At 68.5% G+C, this 16,846-nt stretch carries 12 protein-coding genes; all 12 read right to left on the bottom strand.

The window, feature by feature from the left end; all coding sequences use genetic code 11:
• Nucleotides 1-217 precede the first annotated feature (217 nt).
• Nucleotides 218-463, bottom strand: coding sequence for a hypothetical protein (locus tag J2851_RS12435; protein WP_209766583.1), 246 nt, complete (start codon nt 461-463; stop codon nt 218-220).
• Between the two features lie 45 nt (nt 464-508).
• Complete coding sequence (gene gap, locus J2851_RS12430) at nt 509-1,516, bottom strand: type I glyceraldehyde-3-phosphate dehydrogenase (protein ID WP_209766582.1); 1,008 nt, start codon at nt 1,514-1,516, stop codon at nt 509-511.
• A gap of 69 nt (nt 1,517-1,585) precedes the next feature.
• Complete coding sequence (locus tag J2851_RS12425) at nt 1,586-2,794, bottom strand: phosphoglycerate kinase (protein ID WP_209766581.1); 1,209 nt, start codon at nt 2,792-2,794, stop codon at nt 1,586-1,588.
• Between the two features lie 127 nt (nt 2,795-2,921).
• Entirely contained in the window at nt 2,922-3,842 is a 921-nt protein-coding gene (locus J2851_RS12420; protein WP_246500599.1) for a DMT family transporter, read from the bottom strand.
• 22 nt (nt 3,843-3,864) lie between these two features.
• Entirely contained in the window at nt 3,865-6,147 is a 2,283-nt protein-coding gene (gene pflB / locus J2851_RS12415) for a formate C-acetyltransferase (RefSeq protein WP_209766580.1), read from the bottom strand.
• Nucleotides 6,148-6,439: 292 nt separating this feature from the next.
• Nucleotides 6,440-7,024 carry a PqiC family protein gene (locus J2851_RS12410; protein WP_209766579.1) on the bottom strand — a complete coding sequence of 195 codons (585 nt, stop codon included), beginning with the start codon at nt 7,022-7,024 and terminating at the stop codon, nt 6,440-6,442.
• Nucleotides 7,021-8,733, bottom strand: a complete 1,713-nt coding sequence (locus J2851_RS12405) for a PqiB family protein (RefSeq protein ID WP_246500598.1) — start codon at nt 8,731-8,733, stop codon at nt 7,021-7,023. Before J2851_RS12405 ends, J2851_RS12410 begins: the two co-directional genes overlap by 4 nt.
• Nucleotides 8,726-9,982 (bottom strand): paraquat-inducible protein A, encoded by a 1,257-nt coding sequence (locus J2851_RS12400; protein ID WP_209766578.1) that lies wholly within the window; start codon nt 9,980-9,982, stop codon nt 8,726-8,728. The genes J2851_RS12405 and J2851_RS12400 overlap by 8 nt, the downstream gene beginning before the upstream one ends.
• Before the next feature lie 125 nt (nt 9,983-10,107).
• Nucleotides 10,108-10,809, bottom strand: coding sequence for a hypothetical protein (locus J2851_RS12395; RefSeq protein WP_209766577.1), 702 nt, complete (start codon nt 10,807-10,809; stop codon nt 10,108-10,110).
• 81 nt (nt 10,810-10,890) lie between these two features.
• Entirely contained in the window at nt 10,891-12,972 is a 2,082-nt protein-coding gene (locus J2851_RS12390) for a tetratricopeptide repeat protein (RefSeq protein ID WP_209766576.1), read from the bottom strand.
• Between the two features lie 70 nt (nt 12,973-13,042).
• On the bottom strand, nt 13,043-15,361 hold the full coding sequence (locus J2851_RS12385) for an NADP-dependent malic enzyme (protein ID WP_209766575.1): 2,319 nt from the start codon (nt 15,359-15,361) through the stop codon (nt 13,043-13,045).
• A 180-nt stretch (nt 15,362-15,541) separates the two neighbouring features.
• Complete coding sequence (locus tag J2851_RS12380) at nt 15,542-16,843, bottom strand: dicarboxylate/amino acid:cation symporter (protein WP_209766574.1); 1,302 nt, start codon at nt 16,841-16,843, stop codon at nt 15,542-15,544.
• Between the last annotated feature and the right edge of the window lie 3 nt (nt 16,844-16,846).

Genomic DNA, 16,846 nt, shown 5'->3' with positions numbered 1-16,846 from the left:
TGTTCCTCCACCCCGGGTTGGGTTGTGGGCGTTTTTTTCCCCACTTTCCCCCCCCCCCCCCGGGGGGGGGGGGGGGGGGGGGCGGCCCCTTGAGGGGGGACCGGACAGCTCTGCATCTGCCGGGGCCCCCTCACCCTAACCCTCTCCCCAGAGGGGAGAGGGGATTATGCGCCTTCGCGGGAATTCGGGCAGGCCCGGACGATCCGGCTCCACTCCTTCAATGGTCGCCGAGGTCGCGTTCGATGTCGGCGACGAGGCGTTCGGCGATCATCATCGACCGCAGCCGATCCTCCTCGCCCATGCCCTGCGCCGGGTCGATGGAGGCCGGGAAGGACACCGACCGGCACAGCGCCTGGCCGGAGGTGCAGACCATCACCTCGAAGCTGCGCGAATCCTCGTTGAACAGGCACTCGGACTCGAACCCCTTGGCGTCGGTCTCGTCCCACATCATGGTCTTGCTCATGGCACCTTATCCTCGTCTGGATGTCGCGCAGCGTTCGGTGTGCGGTTATTTGGCGTTCGCCATAGCGACGGCGGTGTCGCTCATGCGGCTGGAGAAGCCCCACTCGTTGTCGTACCAGGCCATGATGCGGACGAAGGTCCCGTCGATGACCTTGACCTCGTTCAGCGCGAAGGTCGAGCTGTGCGGGTCGTGGTTGAAGTCGCCCGACACCAGCTCGTCGGTGTAGGTGCCGAGGATGCCCTTCAGCGGACCGTTGGAGGCCTCGGTGATGGCCTTGGTGATCTCCTCGACGGAGGTCGCGCGCTTGGCGGTGAACTTGAAGTCCACGACCGAGACGTTCGGGGTCGGCACGCGGATGGCGGTGCCGTCCAGCTTGCCCTTCAGCTCCGGCAGCACCTTGCCGACGGCCTTGGCGGCGCCGGTGGAGGTCGGGATCATGTTCAGGGCCGCCGCGCGGGCGCGATGCAGGTCCTTGTGGTTGGTGTCGACGACCCGCTGGTCACCCGTGTAGGAGTGGATCGTGGTCATGAAGCCCTTCTCGATGCCGATCAGGTTGTGCAGCACGAAGGCGACCGGGGCCAGGCAGTTCGTGGTGCACGACGCGTTCGACACGATGCGGTGCTCGGCCTTCAGCTGGTCGTGGTTGACGCCATAGACGACGGTGATGTCCTCGTCGGTCGCCGGGGCGGAGATCAGCACCTTCTCCGCACCCGCCTCCAGGTGCTTGGCGGCGTCAGCGCGCTTGGTGAAGATGCCCGAGCATTCCATGGCGACCTGGACACCCAATTCCTTCCACGGCAGCTTGGCCGGATCACGCTCCTGCACGACCTTGATCGAGTGGCCGTTGACGACCAGTTCGCCGTCGCGCGTTTCCACCGTGCCGGGGAAGCGGCCGTGGACGCTGTCGTACTTCAGCAGGTGGGCGTTGGCCTTGAGGTCGGCGAGGTCGTTGATCGCCACGACCTCGACGTCCTTGCGGCCGCTCTCGTAAATGGCCCGCAGGACCAGACGGCCGATGCGGCCAAACCCGTTGATCGCAACCCGAACAGTCATAACCGAAACTCCAATGCTTGATAGGGAATGACGCGGCGAAGGCGCGTCCCTGTTGATCCGTGATCGCGCTTATTTCTTCTTCAGCGCGGCGACGCCGGGCAGGTCCTTGCCTTCCAGCCATTCCAGGAAGGCGCCGCCGGCGGCGGAGATGTAGGTGAACTTCTCCTCGACGCCGGCGTGGGCCAGCGCGGCCACCGTGTCACCGCCGCCGGCCACCGACAGCAGCCCGCCTTCCGCCGTGCGCTCGGCCACCAGACCGGCCACCGCGTTGGTGCCGGCGTCGAACGGCTGGATCTCGAAGGCGCCGAGCGGGCCGTTCCACACGATGGTCTTGGCGCCCTGGAGCTTCAGGTCCAGGAACTCCACCGTCTTCGGCCCGACGTCCAGCGCCATCCCGTCGGCGCCGATGGCGTTGGCGGCGACCGCGCGGTTGGCCGCCCCGGCCTTGAACTCCTTGGCGACGATGAAGTCCACCGGCAGCAGCAGTTCGCAGTTGGCCGCCTTGGCCGTCTCCATGATGGCGCGCGCCTGGTCGGCCATGTCCTTCTCGCACAGCGAGGCGCCGACATCGACGCCCTGGGCGTAGAGGAAGGTGTTGGCCATGCCGCCGCCCAGCGCCAGCATGTCGACCTTGCGCACCAGGTTGCCCAGCAGGTCCAGCTTGGTCGAGATCTTGGCCCCGCCGACCACCGCGGCGACCGGCCGCTCCGGCTTCTCCAGCGCCTTGGTCAGCGCCTCCAGTTCCGCCTGCATCAGCCGGCCGGCGGCGGCCGGGAGATACTGCGCCACCCCCTCGGTGGAAGCGTGGGCGCGGTGGGCGGCGGAGAAGGCATCGTTGACGTAGAGGTCGCCCAGCTCGGCGATCTGCTTGGCGAAGGCCGGGTCGTTCTTCTCTTCCTCGGCGTGGAAGCGGGTGTTTTCCAGCAGCACGATGCCGCCCGGCTGCACGCCGGCGATGGCCGCCTTCGCCTTGTCGCCGACGCAGTCCTCACCGAAGGCGACGGTCTGGCCGACGGCGGCGCTGAGCGCGTCCAGCACGTTGCGCAGCGAGTTCTTGGCGTCCGGGCCGTTCTTCGGGCGGCCGAAGTGCGACAGCACGACGACCTTGGCGCCCTTCTTGGCCAGCTCGGTCAGGGTCGGCGCCAAGCGGTCGATGCGGGTCGTGTCCGAGACCTTGCCATCCTGCATCGGAACGTTCAGGTCGGCGCGCACCAGCACCGTCTTGCCGCTCACATCGCCATTCACGCCCAGGTCGTCGATGGTGTTGAAGTCCGTCATCACATTCGCTTTCAGGAGGGCGCCCGATCGGCTGCCGTTGCAGAAGTATATTAATATATCAGTTGCGGGGGCAAGCGCGAACCGGCAGCCGGGGTGGGGGCGTTACAGTTTGTCGCACCCCCGCGGGTTAGCCGCGGCGGCGCGTCTCGCGGACCAGGATCAGCAGGCCGCTGGCGATAAGGACCAGGGCTCCGACGACCACATGGGAGGCCGGCGTGTCGCCCCACAGCATCCAACCGAACAGCGTCGCCCACAGGATGCCGGAGTAGCTGAAGGGGCTGACCACCGCGCCCGGCGCCAGCGCGTAGGCCCGCGTGATGAAGTACTGCGACCCGCCGCCGGCCAACCCCATCAGGGCCATCAGCCCGAAATCCTTGAGGCTCGGCGTCACCCAGGCGAAAGGCAACGCCACCGCGCACAGCGCCGTCGCGAAGGCGGTGAAGTAGAAGACCGTGGTCACCGGCGCCTCGGTGCGGCCGAGCTGGCGCAGCGTGATCTGGGCGAGCGCGTAGGCAACCGCGGCGGCGATGGCGACCGGCGCGCCGTGGCCGAAGGTGCCCTCGCCCGGCTGCACGATGACCAGCACGCCGACGAAGCCGACCGCGACGGCGCCCCAGCGGTAGGGGCCGACCCGCTCGCCCAGCAGCGGCACTGACAGGGCGGTCAGGAACAGCGGCGCGGAGTAGGAGATCGCCACCGCGTCGGCCAGCGGCATCAGCCGATAGGACCAGAACAGCAGCACCATGGAGATCAGGCCGACCACCGCCCGCCCGACGTGCCCACGGACCTTGCCGGTGCGCAGGGTCCGCCGGCCACCGGCCGCGGCGACCATCGCCACAGCCGGCAACAGGCCGAACAGGTTGCGGAAGAAGGTGACCTCGGCCAGCGGGTAGCCGTCCGCCAGGACCTTGGACAGGGCGTTCATGACGGCCATCAGAGCGATGCCCGCGAGCATCGACAGGATGCCGAGCCGGACGTTGTCCACCCGCGGGCCGGTCCGCTCCAGAAGGCGGGCCGGGGCCGGAGATTGGGCGAAAGCGCCGCTCATGGGAGCGCTCCTTCCGTACCGGTCAGTTTGCCTTGTGGAAGGTGCGGCTGATGACGTCGAGCTGCTGCTCGCGGGTCAGCTTGATGAAGTTCACGGCGTAGCCGGACACGCGGATGGTCAGCTGCGGGTACAGCTCCGGATGGTCCATGGCGTGCAGCAGCGTCTCGCGGTCGAACACGTTGACGTTGATGTGGTGCCCGCCCTGCCCGAAGTAGCCGTCGAGCAGACCGACGAGGTTGTCCACCCGCTCGCCCTCCGTCCGGCCCAAGGCACCCGGCACGATGGTGAAGGTGTAGCTGATGCCGTCCTGGGCGTGCGCGTAGGGCAGCTTCGCCACCGAGGCCATGGAGGCCATGGCTCCCTTCTTGTCCCGCCCGTGCATCGGGTTGGCGCCGGGCGCGAAGGGCTCGCCCGCCTTGCGGCCGTCCGGCGTGTTGCCCGTCTTCTTGCCATAGACCACGTTGCTGGTGATCGTCAGCACCGACTGCGTCGGCGTGGCGTCGCGGTAGGCCTTCTGCTTGCGCAGCATGCCCATGAACGCCTCCACCGCCCAGCGCGCGATGGCGTCCACCCGCTCGTCATTGTTGCCGAAGGCCGGGTACTCGCCCTCGATCACGAAGTCGGTCGCCAGCCCGCGCTCGTCACGCACCACCTTCACGGTCGCGTGCTTGATCGCCGACAGGCTGTCCGCGACCACGCTCAGCCCGGCGATGCCGCAGGCCATGGTGCGCAGGATGTCGCGGTCGTGCAGCGCCATCTCCAGCCGCTCGTACATGTACTTGTCGTGCATGTAGTGGATGGCGTTCAGCGCGTTCATGTAGACCCGCGCCAGCCACTCCATCATCGGCTGGAAGCGGGCCATCACCTCGTCGTAATCCAGCACGTCGCCGGTGATCGGCGCGGTGGCCGGGCCGACCTGCTCGCCCGACAGCTCGTCGCGGCCGCCGTTGATGGCGTAGAGCAGGGTCTTGGCGAGGTTGGCGCGGGCGCCGAAGAACTGCATCTGCTTGCCGATGCGCATGGCCGACACGCAGCAGGCGATGCCGTAGTCGTCACCCCAGTAAGGGCGCATCAGGTCGTCGCTCTCGTACTGGACGGAGCAGGTCTTGATGGAGGTCTCGGCGCAGAAGGCCTTGAAGCCATCGGGCAGCGCCTCCGACCACAGGACGGTCAGGTTGGGCTCCGGCGCCGGGCCGAGGTTGTTCAGCGTGTTGAGGATGCGGAAGCTGTTCTTGGTGACCAGCGTGCGGCCGTCCAGCGCCATGCCGCCGACGCACTCCGTCACCCAAGTCGGGTCCCCGGAGAAGAGCTGGTCGTATTCCGGCGTGCGCAGGAAGCGCACCAGACGCAGTTTCATGACCAACTGGTCGATCAGCTCCTGCGCGCCGGCCTCATCCAGCCGCCCCTCGCGCAGGTCGCGCTCGATGTAGACGTCGAGGAAGCTGGAGGTGCGCCCCAGCGACATCGCCGCCCCGTTGGCCTCCTTAACGGCCGCCAGATAGGCGAGGTAGGTCCACTGCACGGCTTCCTGGGCGTTCGCCGCCGGGCGGGTGACGTCGAAGCCGTAGGACTTCGCCATCGCGACCAATTCCTTCAGCGCCTTGATCTGCTCCGAGATCTCCTCGCGCAGGCGCAGCGTGTTCTCGTCGAGCTGGTCGAGTTCCAGGCTCTTCAGCTGCGCTTTCTTGTCGTCGATGAGCGTGGACGCGCCGTAGAGCGCCAGCCGGCGGTAGTCGCCGATGATGCGGCCGCGCCCATAGGCGTCCGGCAGGCCGGTGATGACGCCGGACTTGCGGCAGCGCAGGACCTCGTCGGTGTAGACGTCGAAGACGCCGTCGTTGTGCGTCTTGCGCAGGTTCGGGAAGACCTCGTCCAGCTTCGGCGACGGCGTGAAGCCGTAGGCTTCCAGCCCAGTCTTGACCATGCGGTGCCCACCGAAGGGCATGATGGCGCGCTTCAGCGGCTTGTCGGTCTGCAAGCCGACGATGACCTCAAGGCTCTGGTCGATGTAGCCGGGGGCGTGGCTGGTGATGGAGGACACCAGCTCCGTGTCGGCGTCGAGCACGCCGCCCTTCGCAGCACGCTCAGAGGCCAGCAGATCGCGGACCTTGTCCCAGAGGGCCGCCGTGCGCGCGCTGACCGGAGCCAGGAAGGCGCTGTCGCCTTCGTAAGAGGCCACGTTCTTCACCAGGAAGTCGCGCACATTCACCTCGGTCCGCCAGACGCCGGGCGCAAAGCCCCGCCAGGGCTCCAAGGCCGCCGCTTCGGTCGCAAGGGATTTCTGGTCGATCATCAGGGTGTCCATGACGCGCCTCTTTTTCGGTCGGCAGCCGGCCCGTTCCCCCAAACGGGCCGGCCACGGCGCCCGATGCCAAACCAAGCATCGAGCTTGCCCGTCCAGTAAGCGCGAAATCACCCCGCAGCCACATTGATTCCGATCAAGCGAGTTGCGCGAAACACGCAACGCACCGTTCAAATCATTGCGGGCATCTCGTCGAATGGAGACACAAGTGTGACGCGGTGCAGCATTTCACCGCATCACACTCAATTGACCGAAAATTGCATGTTTCGCGTATTAGGATGTACAAAAGACCTGCCTAGCGCAGCGCCGCCGCGATGTCCGCAGCGAGTCGGGTGAGCGTTCGGCTGAGCGCGTCGGCAATGGCGCCGGGATCGCCCGGGGTTGCGACGGCCTCCTGCACCGCCGTGCGGCCCATGCGCTTCAGACGTTCGCCGCCCCGGTCGAAGATGCGCCAGCGCGCCTCCAGCACGGCCGGTCCATCCTCCGACGCGTCGAAGCGATCCAGCGCCACCTCCACCGCCTGGGTCAGCGGCACGTCGCGGGTCAGCGGCAGGGAGACGACCTCCATCTCCGGCAACGCCGCCTCCAGGTCCTTCTCCAGGGCGCGGGTCACCATCTCGTCGAGCGGGCCGCCCCAGCGGTCGAACTCCTTGACCACCAGCCGGCTGCCGGCCGCGCGCAGCACGATTTCCGGCCGGTCGAGGTAGCCGGGGACGTCGACGGTGTCGATGCCCACCACGCGCCGCGTCTGCGCGGACGGTGCGGCGGGCGCGGGCGCCGTCGCCATCGGCGCCGCGCTGAGATGGTAGAAGCGGCTGGGCTCGGTGCTGCAGGCGGCCAGAAGACCGGCCAGGATGGCGAGGGGAATCAGGCGTATCATCCGCGTTTGCCTCGGATCAGGGCTTCGGGGTGGCGTTCGAGATAGTCGGTCAGGCCGCGGATCGAGCGGGCCGTGGCGGTCAGTTCGCGGACGAGGCCTTGCAGGTCGTAGGCGACCGGCTTGGTCGAGGCGACCACCTCGCCCGTCGTGCTCAGCGTCTTCTGAGCCTGCTCGACCAGCTTGCTGGTGTTCTCCGCCACGTCGCGCAGCGCGCGGATGGTCGGGGCCCCTTCAGAACCGAGCGCCTGGGTGGTCTTCTCCAACTCGCCCAGCGAGCGGCTGAGCGACACCAGCGACTGCGCAACCTCCGGCGACCCGAGCAGCGCGCCAGCCTTCTGGATGGTGGCGCGCAGGTCGCTCACCGTTTCCGCGATGGGGGCGCGGGCCAGCTCCTCCATCAGGTCGGTGGCCGTCTTCGTCGCGGTGTCGAGCACGTTGCGCCGCGACGGCAGCTCCGGATAGGGGCCGCCGGACTCCAGCGTCGCCTTCGGCGCGTCGGGGAAGAAGTCGAGCGTCACGATCAGCTCCCCGGTCAGCAGGTTGCCGGTGCTCAGCTGCGCGCGCAGCCCCTGCTCGACCATCACCCGCATGGCCGCGTAGGACGTGTCCGCGTCGGTTGGGGCCCCCTGCCCGGTGTCGAGCCGTTCCGGTTCCAGGTTCATCGTCACGGGGATGCGCGCGGCCCCGGTCTGCGGATCGACGTCCAGGCGGATATCGGTCACCTCGCCGATCTTGATGCCGCGGAACTCGACCGAGGAGCCTGGGTGCAGGCCCCGCACCGAGCCGTCGAAATGCACCAGGAACGGGATGCGCCGGGTGTAGCGCGCCTCGTTGGCGGCGTTGCGGTTCTCGTAGAGCGGGAAGTTCGTGCCCTCCTCCGCCGCCTTGCCGGCGTCCTGAGGGCCGCCGAGGCCCGGCGTCTCGAAGGACACGCCGCCGGTCGCCAGCGCCTGGAGGGATTCGACCGACACCGTCGGCCCGCTGGCCCCGACCGACACCGACACGCCGCTGGCGTTCCAGAAGCGCGTGTTCGGCCGCACGATGCTGTCGTAAGGCGCGTGGATGAAGACCGGCAGCGTCAAGGCCTGCCAATCCCGGGTGAACTCGTAGCCGACCACCTCGCCGACCTGGATGCCGCGGTAGTAGATCGGCGACCCCGGCCCGAGGCCGCCCAACCGGTCGGCGTTCAGGGAAAAGCGCCGTCCGGGGGAGCTGGAGCGGATCAGCGGCGGCTCTTCCAGCCCGCGGAACTCCGACACGCGGTCGCCCTGCCCCGGATCGATGCCGATGTAGGCGCCGGAGACCAGCGTCCCCAAGCCCGACACGCCGCCGAAGCCCAGCCGCGGCCGGACCACCCAGAAGCGCGTGCCCTGGTTCAGGTATCCCGTCGCCCCCTTCACCATGCGCACGGTGACGACGACGCTGCTCAGGTCCTCGGACACCTCCACCCCCTGTACCGTCCCGACGTCCACGTCGCGGTAGCGCACCTTGGTCTTGCCGGGATCCAGCCCTTCCGCCGTGTCGAAGGTGATGGTGATGGACGGGCCGCGCTCGCTGAGCGTCCTCCAGGCCAGCCAGCCGCCGATCAGCGCGGCGACCAGCGGCACCAGCCAGACCAGCGGCAGGCCGCGCCGCTTGCGGATCACCGGGGTGGGCGGCTCCGCCGGGGACGGCCTTTGCGGCTCCGGCATCGGGCGAGGGTCATCCATGCGACGCCTCCCGGCCTTTTGCACCCAGGTGGGGCGCGTCCCAGATCAGGCGGGGGTCGAAGGACTCCGACGCCAGCATGGTGATGACGACGACGGAGGCGAAGGCGATCGAGCCCAATTCCGCCTCGACGGTGGCGATGGCGCCGAGCTGGACGAGCGCGGCGAGCAGCGAGATCATGAAGATGTCCACCATTGACCAGCGCCCGACACCCTCGATCAGGCGGTAGAGCCGCGTCCGATCCCGTTGCCGGTGCGGGGAGCCGCGCTGGACCGACACGAGAAGGTAGACGAGGCCGACGAGCTTCAGCACCGGCACCGTGATGCTGGCGAAGAAGACGAGCAGAGCGACCGGCCACATCTCCGCCTTGATCAGCGCCTCGACGCCAGACAGGATGGTGTCCGGCTGGCCCGCCCCGAAATAGATGACCGTCATGATGGGCAACAGGTTGGCCGGCACATAGAGCACGGCCGCGGAGACGACCAGCGCCCAGCTGCGCCGCACGCTGCCGGGCTTGCGCCGGTGCAGGCCGGCGCCGCAGCGGGGGCAGTCCCCCTCGCTTCCCGCCACCACCTGCCGGCAGTCGTGGCAGGCGGTCAGCTCCTCCCGTGGAGACTGAGCCGCCTGGGACACGCGGGTCTGCGGCGCCACCCGCTCCCACACCTGGAAGGCGCTGAGCGACGCTTCGCCCCACACCTGGACCAGGATGAAACCGACCAGCGCCGCCAGCGACGCCCCGGGCTCCAGCGTCGCGAGGTCCGACAGCTTCACATAGGCGACGATCAGCCCGAGCAGGAACACCTCGGCCATCGCCCAGCGCCGCAGGCGCGTCACCATGCGGTAGGCCCAGGCCGCGTGGCGAAACGGCCTCCGCCCGGCGGCAAGCGGCAGCACGACGTAGAGCGTTCCCAGCAACTCCGCCGCCGGCGCCACGAACAGCACGAAGAAGACCAGCGCCGCCAGCCCCTCATACCCCCCCATCCACAAGGCCGCGGACCCGCTGAGCAGGGTCGCCGACTGCGCCCGGCCTTCCAGCTCGAAGGTCAGGACGGGGAACAGGTTGGCGACGACGAACAGGATCAGCGCGGCGATGGTCAGCGCCGCCGCATGCTCCAGGCTGCCGGAGCGGAACTGCCGGAGAACGCTGCCGCAGCGGGTGCATTCCGCCCGATGGCCGGGGCTGGGCGGCGGCAACGCATGGGCGGCCCCGCAGTCCGGGCACAGGATGAGTGGGTGGTCGGAAACGGTCATAGCGTTGACTTAACGTTTTCCGACCGGAAAGGTTCGCCCCCGCGGCGCGCCCGGACGGGGCGCATCTTTGGGATGAGTCGAACCTTCGAAACTGCGTTCGCCCGTTTGCCCCGGGCGGGGGCTCCTTAGACGAACAGGTTGAAGCTGCCCATCAGCTTCTGGGTGCCGGACTGTCCCGTCGGGATCGAGTTCAGGCTGGACATGGCGGAATTCAGCCCGTCCAGCATCGCCTGCTGGCCGGTGGACAGGCTGTAGGCGCTCTGCCCCTTCAGCGGGGCCTTCGCCACCGTGTCGTAATCCTGGGTGTAGGAGCCCATGCTGAGCTGGATGGCGTAGTTCTTGGTGTCCTTGGGCGACTGTCCCTTGTCGCGCGTGATGCGCAGCGTGTAGTCGCCCTTGTCGAGCGAGAAGTCGCCCTGCATCATGCCTTTGAAATTGTCGTATTGCTTGCCGGCGTCCTTGCTGCTGTCGGCGATGACGGTGCCGAGCTTCGACATCACCTGGACGCGGGTTCCCTCGTCGCCGATCTGGCCGAGCGTGACTTCACCCTTCGTGGTGACGCGAAACTTGTAGAAATCGACCGGATCGTTGGCGCCAAGCGCCCCGACGACGTTCAGCCGCGTGACGTTCTTCGCCAGCACGCCCATGTCGGTGGCTGCGCCGATGGTGTTGGAGGCGGACTTGCGGACGTCCTTGCGGAATTCCTGCACGTTGGCGGACGCGGCGGCCTGCGCCTCCTGCTGGGCCTTCACGCGATCAACAGCGGCGGTGATGGACTTGTTAAGGTCCGACACCATCTGGTTGACGCCGCTCATTGCGTCCGACATGGCACCCACTCCCTCAACCGGCATTCGGAGAGTTATACGCAGGTACCCTACCCCTTCCTGCGTTAACTGGCGATTAATTTCTTACCCGAAATTGCGGGAACGGGCCATTGCGGCCAGCGCCCGCGCCACACGGGCGGGAACGTCGCCGAGCGTCTCCTCTGGTGCGGGCTGGAACAGCCGCTGCGCCGGGAACCAGGGACGCACCCCCGTGCCCAGCTGGGTCCAGTCGCGCCGCCCGACCCGCCACACCGGCACGCCGAGCGCCCCCGCCAGTTCACCCACCGACATGGCGGGCGACAGGACGAGGTCCAGGTTGGCGACCAACGCCGCCATGCCGTCGAAGTCGTCCTTCAGGTCCAGATCGTCCCAGCGATGGATTGCCCGACCGAAACGGGACTCCGCCTCCGCCAGTTCGGTCGCGCAGTCGCCGTATTGCAGGTTCACGAGGTGCAGGCCAGGCAGCGCGAACACGGGCTCCCACGCCTCCAGCGCCGTGTAGGCGGCGCGCCGTTCTTCCGTCATGACCTGGCTGCGCCAGCCGATGCCCACCCGAAGGCCGGGCCCGAGCGCCGCCAGCCGGTCCCTCCACCGCTCCACCAGGGCGGGGTCGGGCGTGAGCCAGGCCGGCCGGCCGGGAAAGTCGGCCAGCGTGGTGCGGAACCAGCCCGCCAGGGACCCGACGGGTGCCTGGACATCGCAGCCGCCCGCGTCGTCCGCCGGGGCGCGCACGGTCGCCATGGGGAAGGAGCGGGCGAACAAGGGGACCATCCGCGGGTCGACCTCGACCACCACGGCCGTGGCCCAGCCGACGACCTCCGGGATCAGCGAGGCGAAAAGGATGGTGTCGCCCACCCCTTGCTCCCCCCAGACCAGCAGGCGCTTGCCGGCGAGATCTTCCCCGCGCCACGGCGGGAGGGGCGGCGACTGCCCGGCCCCAATTCGTCCGGAGGCGAAGCGCGCGCCGTAATCCGCCCATCCCCCGGCCAGATCGCCGCGCTCCAGCCGCAAAAGCGACCGGTCGAAGCGTGCCAGCGCCAGGCCGGGCTGCAACGCCAGGGCGCGGTTGTAGAGCCGTTCGGCGTCGGCCGTGCGCCCCGACCGTTGCACGGCAAGACCCAGGTTGCTCAGCGCCTCCGCATAGGCGGGATCGAGCGCGAGCGCGCGGCGGAACCAGCGCGCCGCCTCCCCATGGCGGCCCATGCCTTGCAAGGCGTGCCCATGATTGTTGTTCGCCGCCGGCTGCGCCGGCACCACCCGCAAGGCGCGGTGGTGGCAGGCGATGGCGTCGTCGAATCCGTCCCGGTCGCGCAGCCCATTGCCGAGGTTGGACCAGGCCTCCGTCTGGCCGGGCTCCAGGATCACCGCCTGCCGCCACGCCGCGATGGCTTCGTCCCCGCGCCCAAGAGCGTTCAGCGCGATGCCCAGGTTGTTCCAGGCCGCGGCGGAGTCCCAGCGCCGGGCCAGCGCCGCGCGATGGCAGGCCGCGGCCTCCTCCATGTGGCCCTGCGCCGCCTTGAGCGCGCCGAGATTGTCCCAGGCCTCGGCGAAGTCCGGATGTAGCGCGAGGGCTGCGTCGAAGCAGCGGGCCGCGTCGCCGTCGCGGCCCAAATCCCGCAGCGCCAGCCCGAAATCGTTGAGCAGGACCGGGTTCCGCGGATCGAGCCGCAGGGCTTCCGCGTAGGCCTCCGCCGCATCGGCGAGGCGTCCGTCGCTGTGCAGCGCGCCGGCCAGCGCCCGGACGGCGGGAGCGAAGCCGGGCCGCAGCCGGAGGGCGTCCGCAAAGTGACCGATCGCCTCGCCGTGCCGCCCGAGCGCCGCGAGGACGAGGCCAAGGTTGTGGTGCGCCTCCGGATAGTCGGCGCGCAGGGCGAGCGCGCGGCGCTGGCAAGCCTCCGCCTCCACGTGGCGGCCGAGGGCGGCCAGCGCGAGGCCCAGGTTGCCGTGGTATTCGGCGATGGTGCCGTTGGCGCGGATGGCCTCCGCGATCAGTGACGCGGCCTCGCCGGATCGTCCGCGCTGGTGCGCCAGCACGCCCAGAAGGTGGCGTGCGGCGTGGCGCCTGGGGTCGGCCAGGAGGATGCGGCGGTAAAGCGCCTCCGCCGCATCGAGGTCGCCGGCCCGATGGTGCCGCAGGGCGGCGGAGAGGAGGTCGTCGTGAGCCATGGACATCCTCTCCCCCGCGAGGAGCGTCGGGTTTCGCTGCGCTCCACCCGACCTACGGCAGGCTCCTCGGTCAGCCCTCCCCGGCCTGGGCCGGGGCCGGGCTCGGGGCGGCGTTGACCGGGGCGGCGAGTTGGGCGTCCACCACGGCCACGGCCGTCAGGTTGACCAGGCCGCGCGTGGTCACCGACGGGGTCGCGATGTGCACGGGGCGGGCGACGCCCAGCAGCATCGGCCCGACATTCTGCGCGTCGGCCAGGATCTTCAGCATGTTGAAGGCGATGTTGGCTGCGTCCAGCGTCGGCATCACCAGCAGGTTCGCCTCCCCCTTCAGCTTGCTGTCCGGCAGAAGCCCCTTGCGCAGGACCTCCGACAGGGCGGCGTCGGCGTGCATCTCGCCGTCGACCTCCAGATCCGGCATCTCGGCGGAAACCAGCTCGTAGGCGGTCCGCATCTTGCGCGCCGACGGCGTGTCGGCGGTGCCGAAGTTGGAGTGGGAGAGCAGGGCCACCTTCGGCTCGATGCCGAAGCGCTTCACCTCCTCCGCCGCCAGCCGCGCGATCTCGGCCACCTGCTCGGCGGTGGGGTCGCTGTTGACGTAGGTGTCGCAGATGAAGTGCGTGCCCTTCTGCGAGATCAGGCCGTTCATGGCCGCCGCGACCTTCACGCCCTTGCGCAGGCCGATCACGCCCAGGACGTGCGCGTAGTGGTCGCCGTAGCGGCCGGACGTGCCGCAGACCATCGCGTCGGCCTCGCCCCGGCGGACCATCAGCGCGCCGAAGACGGTCGGCTGGGTGCGCACGATGTTCAGCGCGTTCGCCGGGGACACGCCGCGGCGGCCCATCAGCTGCCGGTAGACTTCGGCGTAGTTGTGATAGCGCAGGTCGCGGATGACCTCGATCACCTCCACGTCCTTGCCCGGGCGGATGCGCAGGCCCATGTCGGCGATCGTCCGCTCGATGACATCGAGCCGGCCGAGCAGGACCGGCTGGGCGATGCCGTCGTCCACCACCACCTGGGCGCAACGCAGGACGCGCGGATCCTCGCCCTCGGCGTACACCACGCGCTTGGGCGCGGCCTTCGCCTTGCTGATGACCGGCTTCATGACGAGGCCGGAGCGGAACACGTACTGGCCCAACTGGTCGCGGTAGGCGCGGAAGTCGGCGATCGGGCGCGTCGCCACGCCGCTGTCCATGGCCGCCTTGGCCACCGCCGACGACACCTCGATCACAAGGCGCGGGTCGAAGGGTTTGGGGAGGATGTAGTCCGGGCCGAAGCGCAGGTTCTCACCCACATAGGCCGCGGCCACCACGTCCGACGGCTCCGCCTGCGCCAGGTTCGCCATCGCATGGGTGGCGGCAATCTTCATCTCCTCGTTCACCGTCGTGGCGCCCACGTCCAGCGCGCCGCGGAAGATGAAGGGGAAGCAGAGGACGTTGTTGACCTGGTTGGGGAAATCCGACCGCCCGGTGGCGATGATCGCGTCCGGGCGCGCTTGGCGCGCAAGGTCCGGCATGATCTCCGGCTCCGGGTTGGCGAGCGCCAGGATCAGCGGCTTGTCGCCCATGCGGGCCAGCATCTCCGACTTCAGCACCTTGGCGCCGGACAAGCCCAGGAAGATGTCCGCCCCGTCGATGACGTCGGCCAGGACGCGCGCGTCGGTTTCCTGCGCGTAGGCGTCCTTGTAGGGGTTCATCTCCTCGTTGCGGCCCTTGTGGACGACGCCGATGCGGTCCACCAGCCAGACGTTCTCGCGCTTGACGCCCAGGCTGACCATCAGGTCGAGGCAGGCGATGCCGGCGGCACCGCCGCCCGTGGAGACGACCTTGACCGTGGAGATGTCCTTGCCGACCAGCTTCAGGCCGTTCAGGACGGCCGCGCCCACCACGATGGCGGTGCCGTGCTGGTCGTCGTGGAAGACCGGGATCTTCATCCGCTCGCGGCAGCGGCGCTCCACCTCGAAGCAGGCGGGGGCGGCGATGTCTTCCAGGTTGATGGCGCCGAAGGTCGGCTCCAGCCGGACGATGGTGTCGACCAGCGCGTCGACGTCCTTCTCGTTCAACTCAAGGTCGAAACAGTCGATGCCGGCGAACTTCTTGAAGAGGACGGCCTTGCCCTCCATGACCGGCTTGGCGGCCATCGGGCCGATGTCGCCCAGACCCAGCACCGCGGTGCCGTTGGTGACCACCGCCACGAGGTTGGCGCGGGACGTCAGCTCCGCCGCCAGGCTCGGGTCGGCGGCGATGGCGCTGGAGGCCGCGGCCACGCCCGGTGAATAGGCGAGCGCCAAGTCACGCTGGTTCGCCATGGGCTTCGTGGCAACGATCGCCAGCTTACCGGGCTTCGGGTTCCGGTGGTACTCAAGCGCCATGGCGTCGAAGTCGCCGGACATACGTCCTCTCCCCTTTAACCTGATTCCAGTTAATTTGTTCGATTACCCTAACCTGCCCTCCGGCTTATACCCGAATTGTCCGGGCACCGGAATGGGGAAAGGGGCAACTCATGGTGAGTCGCCCCCTTCTTTTCCGCAAGATCCTGTCGCTGTCCTGTCAGGACAGGATCATCGTCCGCATCAGATGCGGGCCAGCGCCGGCTCCTTGAAGTGCTGCTGGTACTCCGCGACCGCCTTGGACTCGTCGAACTCGCCTTCCATCTTGGCAACAACCACGGTGGCCACACCGTTGCCGATCAGGTTGGTGATGGCGCGCGCTTCCGACATGAAGCGGTCGACGCCCAGCAGCAGGGCCAGACCTTCGATGGGCAGGTGGCCGGTCGCCGACAGGGTGGCGGCCAGCGTCACGAAGCCGCCGCCGGTCACCGCCGCCGCACCCTTGGAGGTCAGCATCAGCAGGCCGAGGATGGTCAGCTGCTGCCAGATCGTCAGGTCGATGTTGAAGGCCTGGGCGATGAAGATCGCGGCCATCGACAGGTAGATGGAGGTGCCGTCCAGGTTGAAGGAGTAACCGGTCGGGATGACCAGGCCGACGACGTGCTTGGAGCAGCCGAACTTCTGCATCTTCTCCATCATGCGCGGCAGCACGGACTCCGACGAGGAGGTGCCGAGCACGATCAGCAGCTCGTCCTTGATGTAGCGCAGGAAGGTCAGCAGGTTGAAGTTGTACATGCGGGCGATGCCGCCCAGCACGACGAAGACGAACAGCGCCATCGTGACGTAGACGCCGGCCATCAGCTGGCCGAGCGCGGTCAGCGAGGAGACGCCGTACTTGCCGATGGTGAAGGACATGGCGCCGAAGGCACCCAGCGGGGCGACGCGCATCAGGATGCCGATCACGCCGAAGAGCGCGTGCGACACCTTCTCGAACACGTCCTCGACCAGCTTGCCCTTCTGGCCCATGGCCGACAGCGCGACGCCGAAGATCACCGCGAAGAACAGGATCTGCAGCATGTCGCCCTTGACGAAGGCGCCGACGACGTTGTCCGGGACGATGTTGACCAGGAAGTCCACCGTGGTGTGGTGCTGCGCCTCGGTCGCGTACTTGGCGACCGCGTCAGCCTTCAGCGAACCGACCTGGATGTTCATGCCGGCGCCGGGCTTCAGCAGGTTGACGACCAGCAGCCCGAGACCCAGCGCGAAGGTGGTGACGATCTCGAAATACAGGATCGCCTTGCCGCCGACCTTGCCGACCTTCTTCATGTCGCCGATCGAGGAGATGCCGGTGACGACCGTCAAGAAGACGATCGGGCCGATGACCATCTTGATCATCTTGATGAAGACGTCGCCCAGCGGCTTCATCTCCACGGCGATGGCCGGGTAGAAGTGGCCGAGCAGGATGCCGATGGTGATGGCCGTCAGCACCTGGACCGTCAGGTTCGTGTAGAAAGGCTTCTTCGTCGCTTGCCCGTGAGCAGGCATTGT

Origin of the sequence: Azospirillum rugosum, assembly GCF_017876155.1 — a bacterium.
Taxonomy (GTDB): domain Bacteria; phylum Pseudomonadota; class Alphaproteobacteria; order Azospirillales; family Azospirillaceae; genus Azospirillum; species Azospirillum rugosum.
The sequence above is the reverse complement of the archived record's forward strand: the minus strand, read 5'-3'. Positions and strand labels throughout refer to the sequence as shown.

Bases quoted from the DNA above. Each gene is read 5' to 3' on its own strand.
- J2851_RS12420 (WP_246500599.1), bottom strand. From the start codon at position 3,842: ATGAGCGGCGCTTTCGCCCAATCTCCGGCCCCGGCCCGCCTTCTGGAG.
- J2851_RS12425 (WP_209766581.1), bottom strand. From the start codon at position 2,794: ATGACGGACTTCAACACCATCGACGACCTGGGCGTGAATGGCGATGTG.
- J2851_RS12390 (WP_209766576.1), bottom strand. From the start codon at position 12,972: ATGGCTCACGACGACCTCCTCTCCGCCGCCCTGCGGCACCATCGGGCC.
- J2851_RS12410 (WP_209766579.1), bottom strand. From the start codon at position 7,024: ATGATACGCCTGATTCCCCTCGCCATCCTGGCCGGTCTTCTGGCCGCC.
- pflB (WP_209766580.1), bottom strand. From the start codon at position 6,147: ATGGACACCCTGATGATCGACCAGAAATCCCTTGCGACCGAAGCGGCG.
- J2851_RS12405 (WP_246500598.1), bottom strand. From the start codon at position 8,733: ATGGATGACCCTCGCCCGATGCCGGAGCCGCAAAGGCCGTCCCCGGCG.
- J2851_RS12385 (WP_209766575.1), bottom strand. From the start codon at position 15,361: ATGTCCGGCGACTTCGACGCCATGGCGCTTGAGTACCACCGGAACCCG.
- J2851_RS12395 (WP_209766577.1), bottom strand. From the start codon at position 10,809: ATGTCGGACGCAATGAGCGGCGTCAACCAGATGGTGTCGGACCTTAAC.
- J2851_RS12400 (WP_209766578.1), bottom strand. From the start codon at position 9,982: ATGACCGTTTCCGACCACCCACTCATCCTGTGCCCGGACTGCGGGGCC.
- J2851_RS12435 (WP_209766583.1), bottom strand. From the start codon at position 463: ATGAGCAAGACCATGATGTGGGACGAGACCGACGCCAAGGGGTTCGAG.
- J2851_RS12380 (WP_209766574.1), bottom strand. From the start codon at position 16,843: ATGCCTGCTCACGGGCAAGCGACGAAGAAGCCTTTCTACACGAACCTG.
- gap (WP_209766582.1), bottom strand. From the start codon at position 1,516: ATGACTGTTCGGGTTGCGATCAACGGGTTTGGCCGCATCGGCCGTCTG.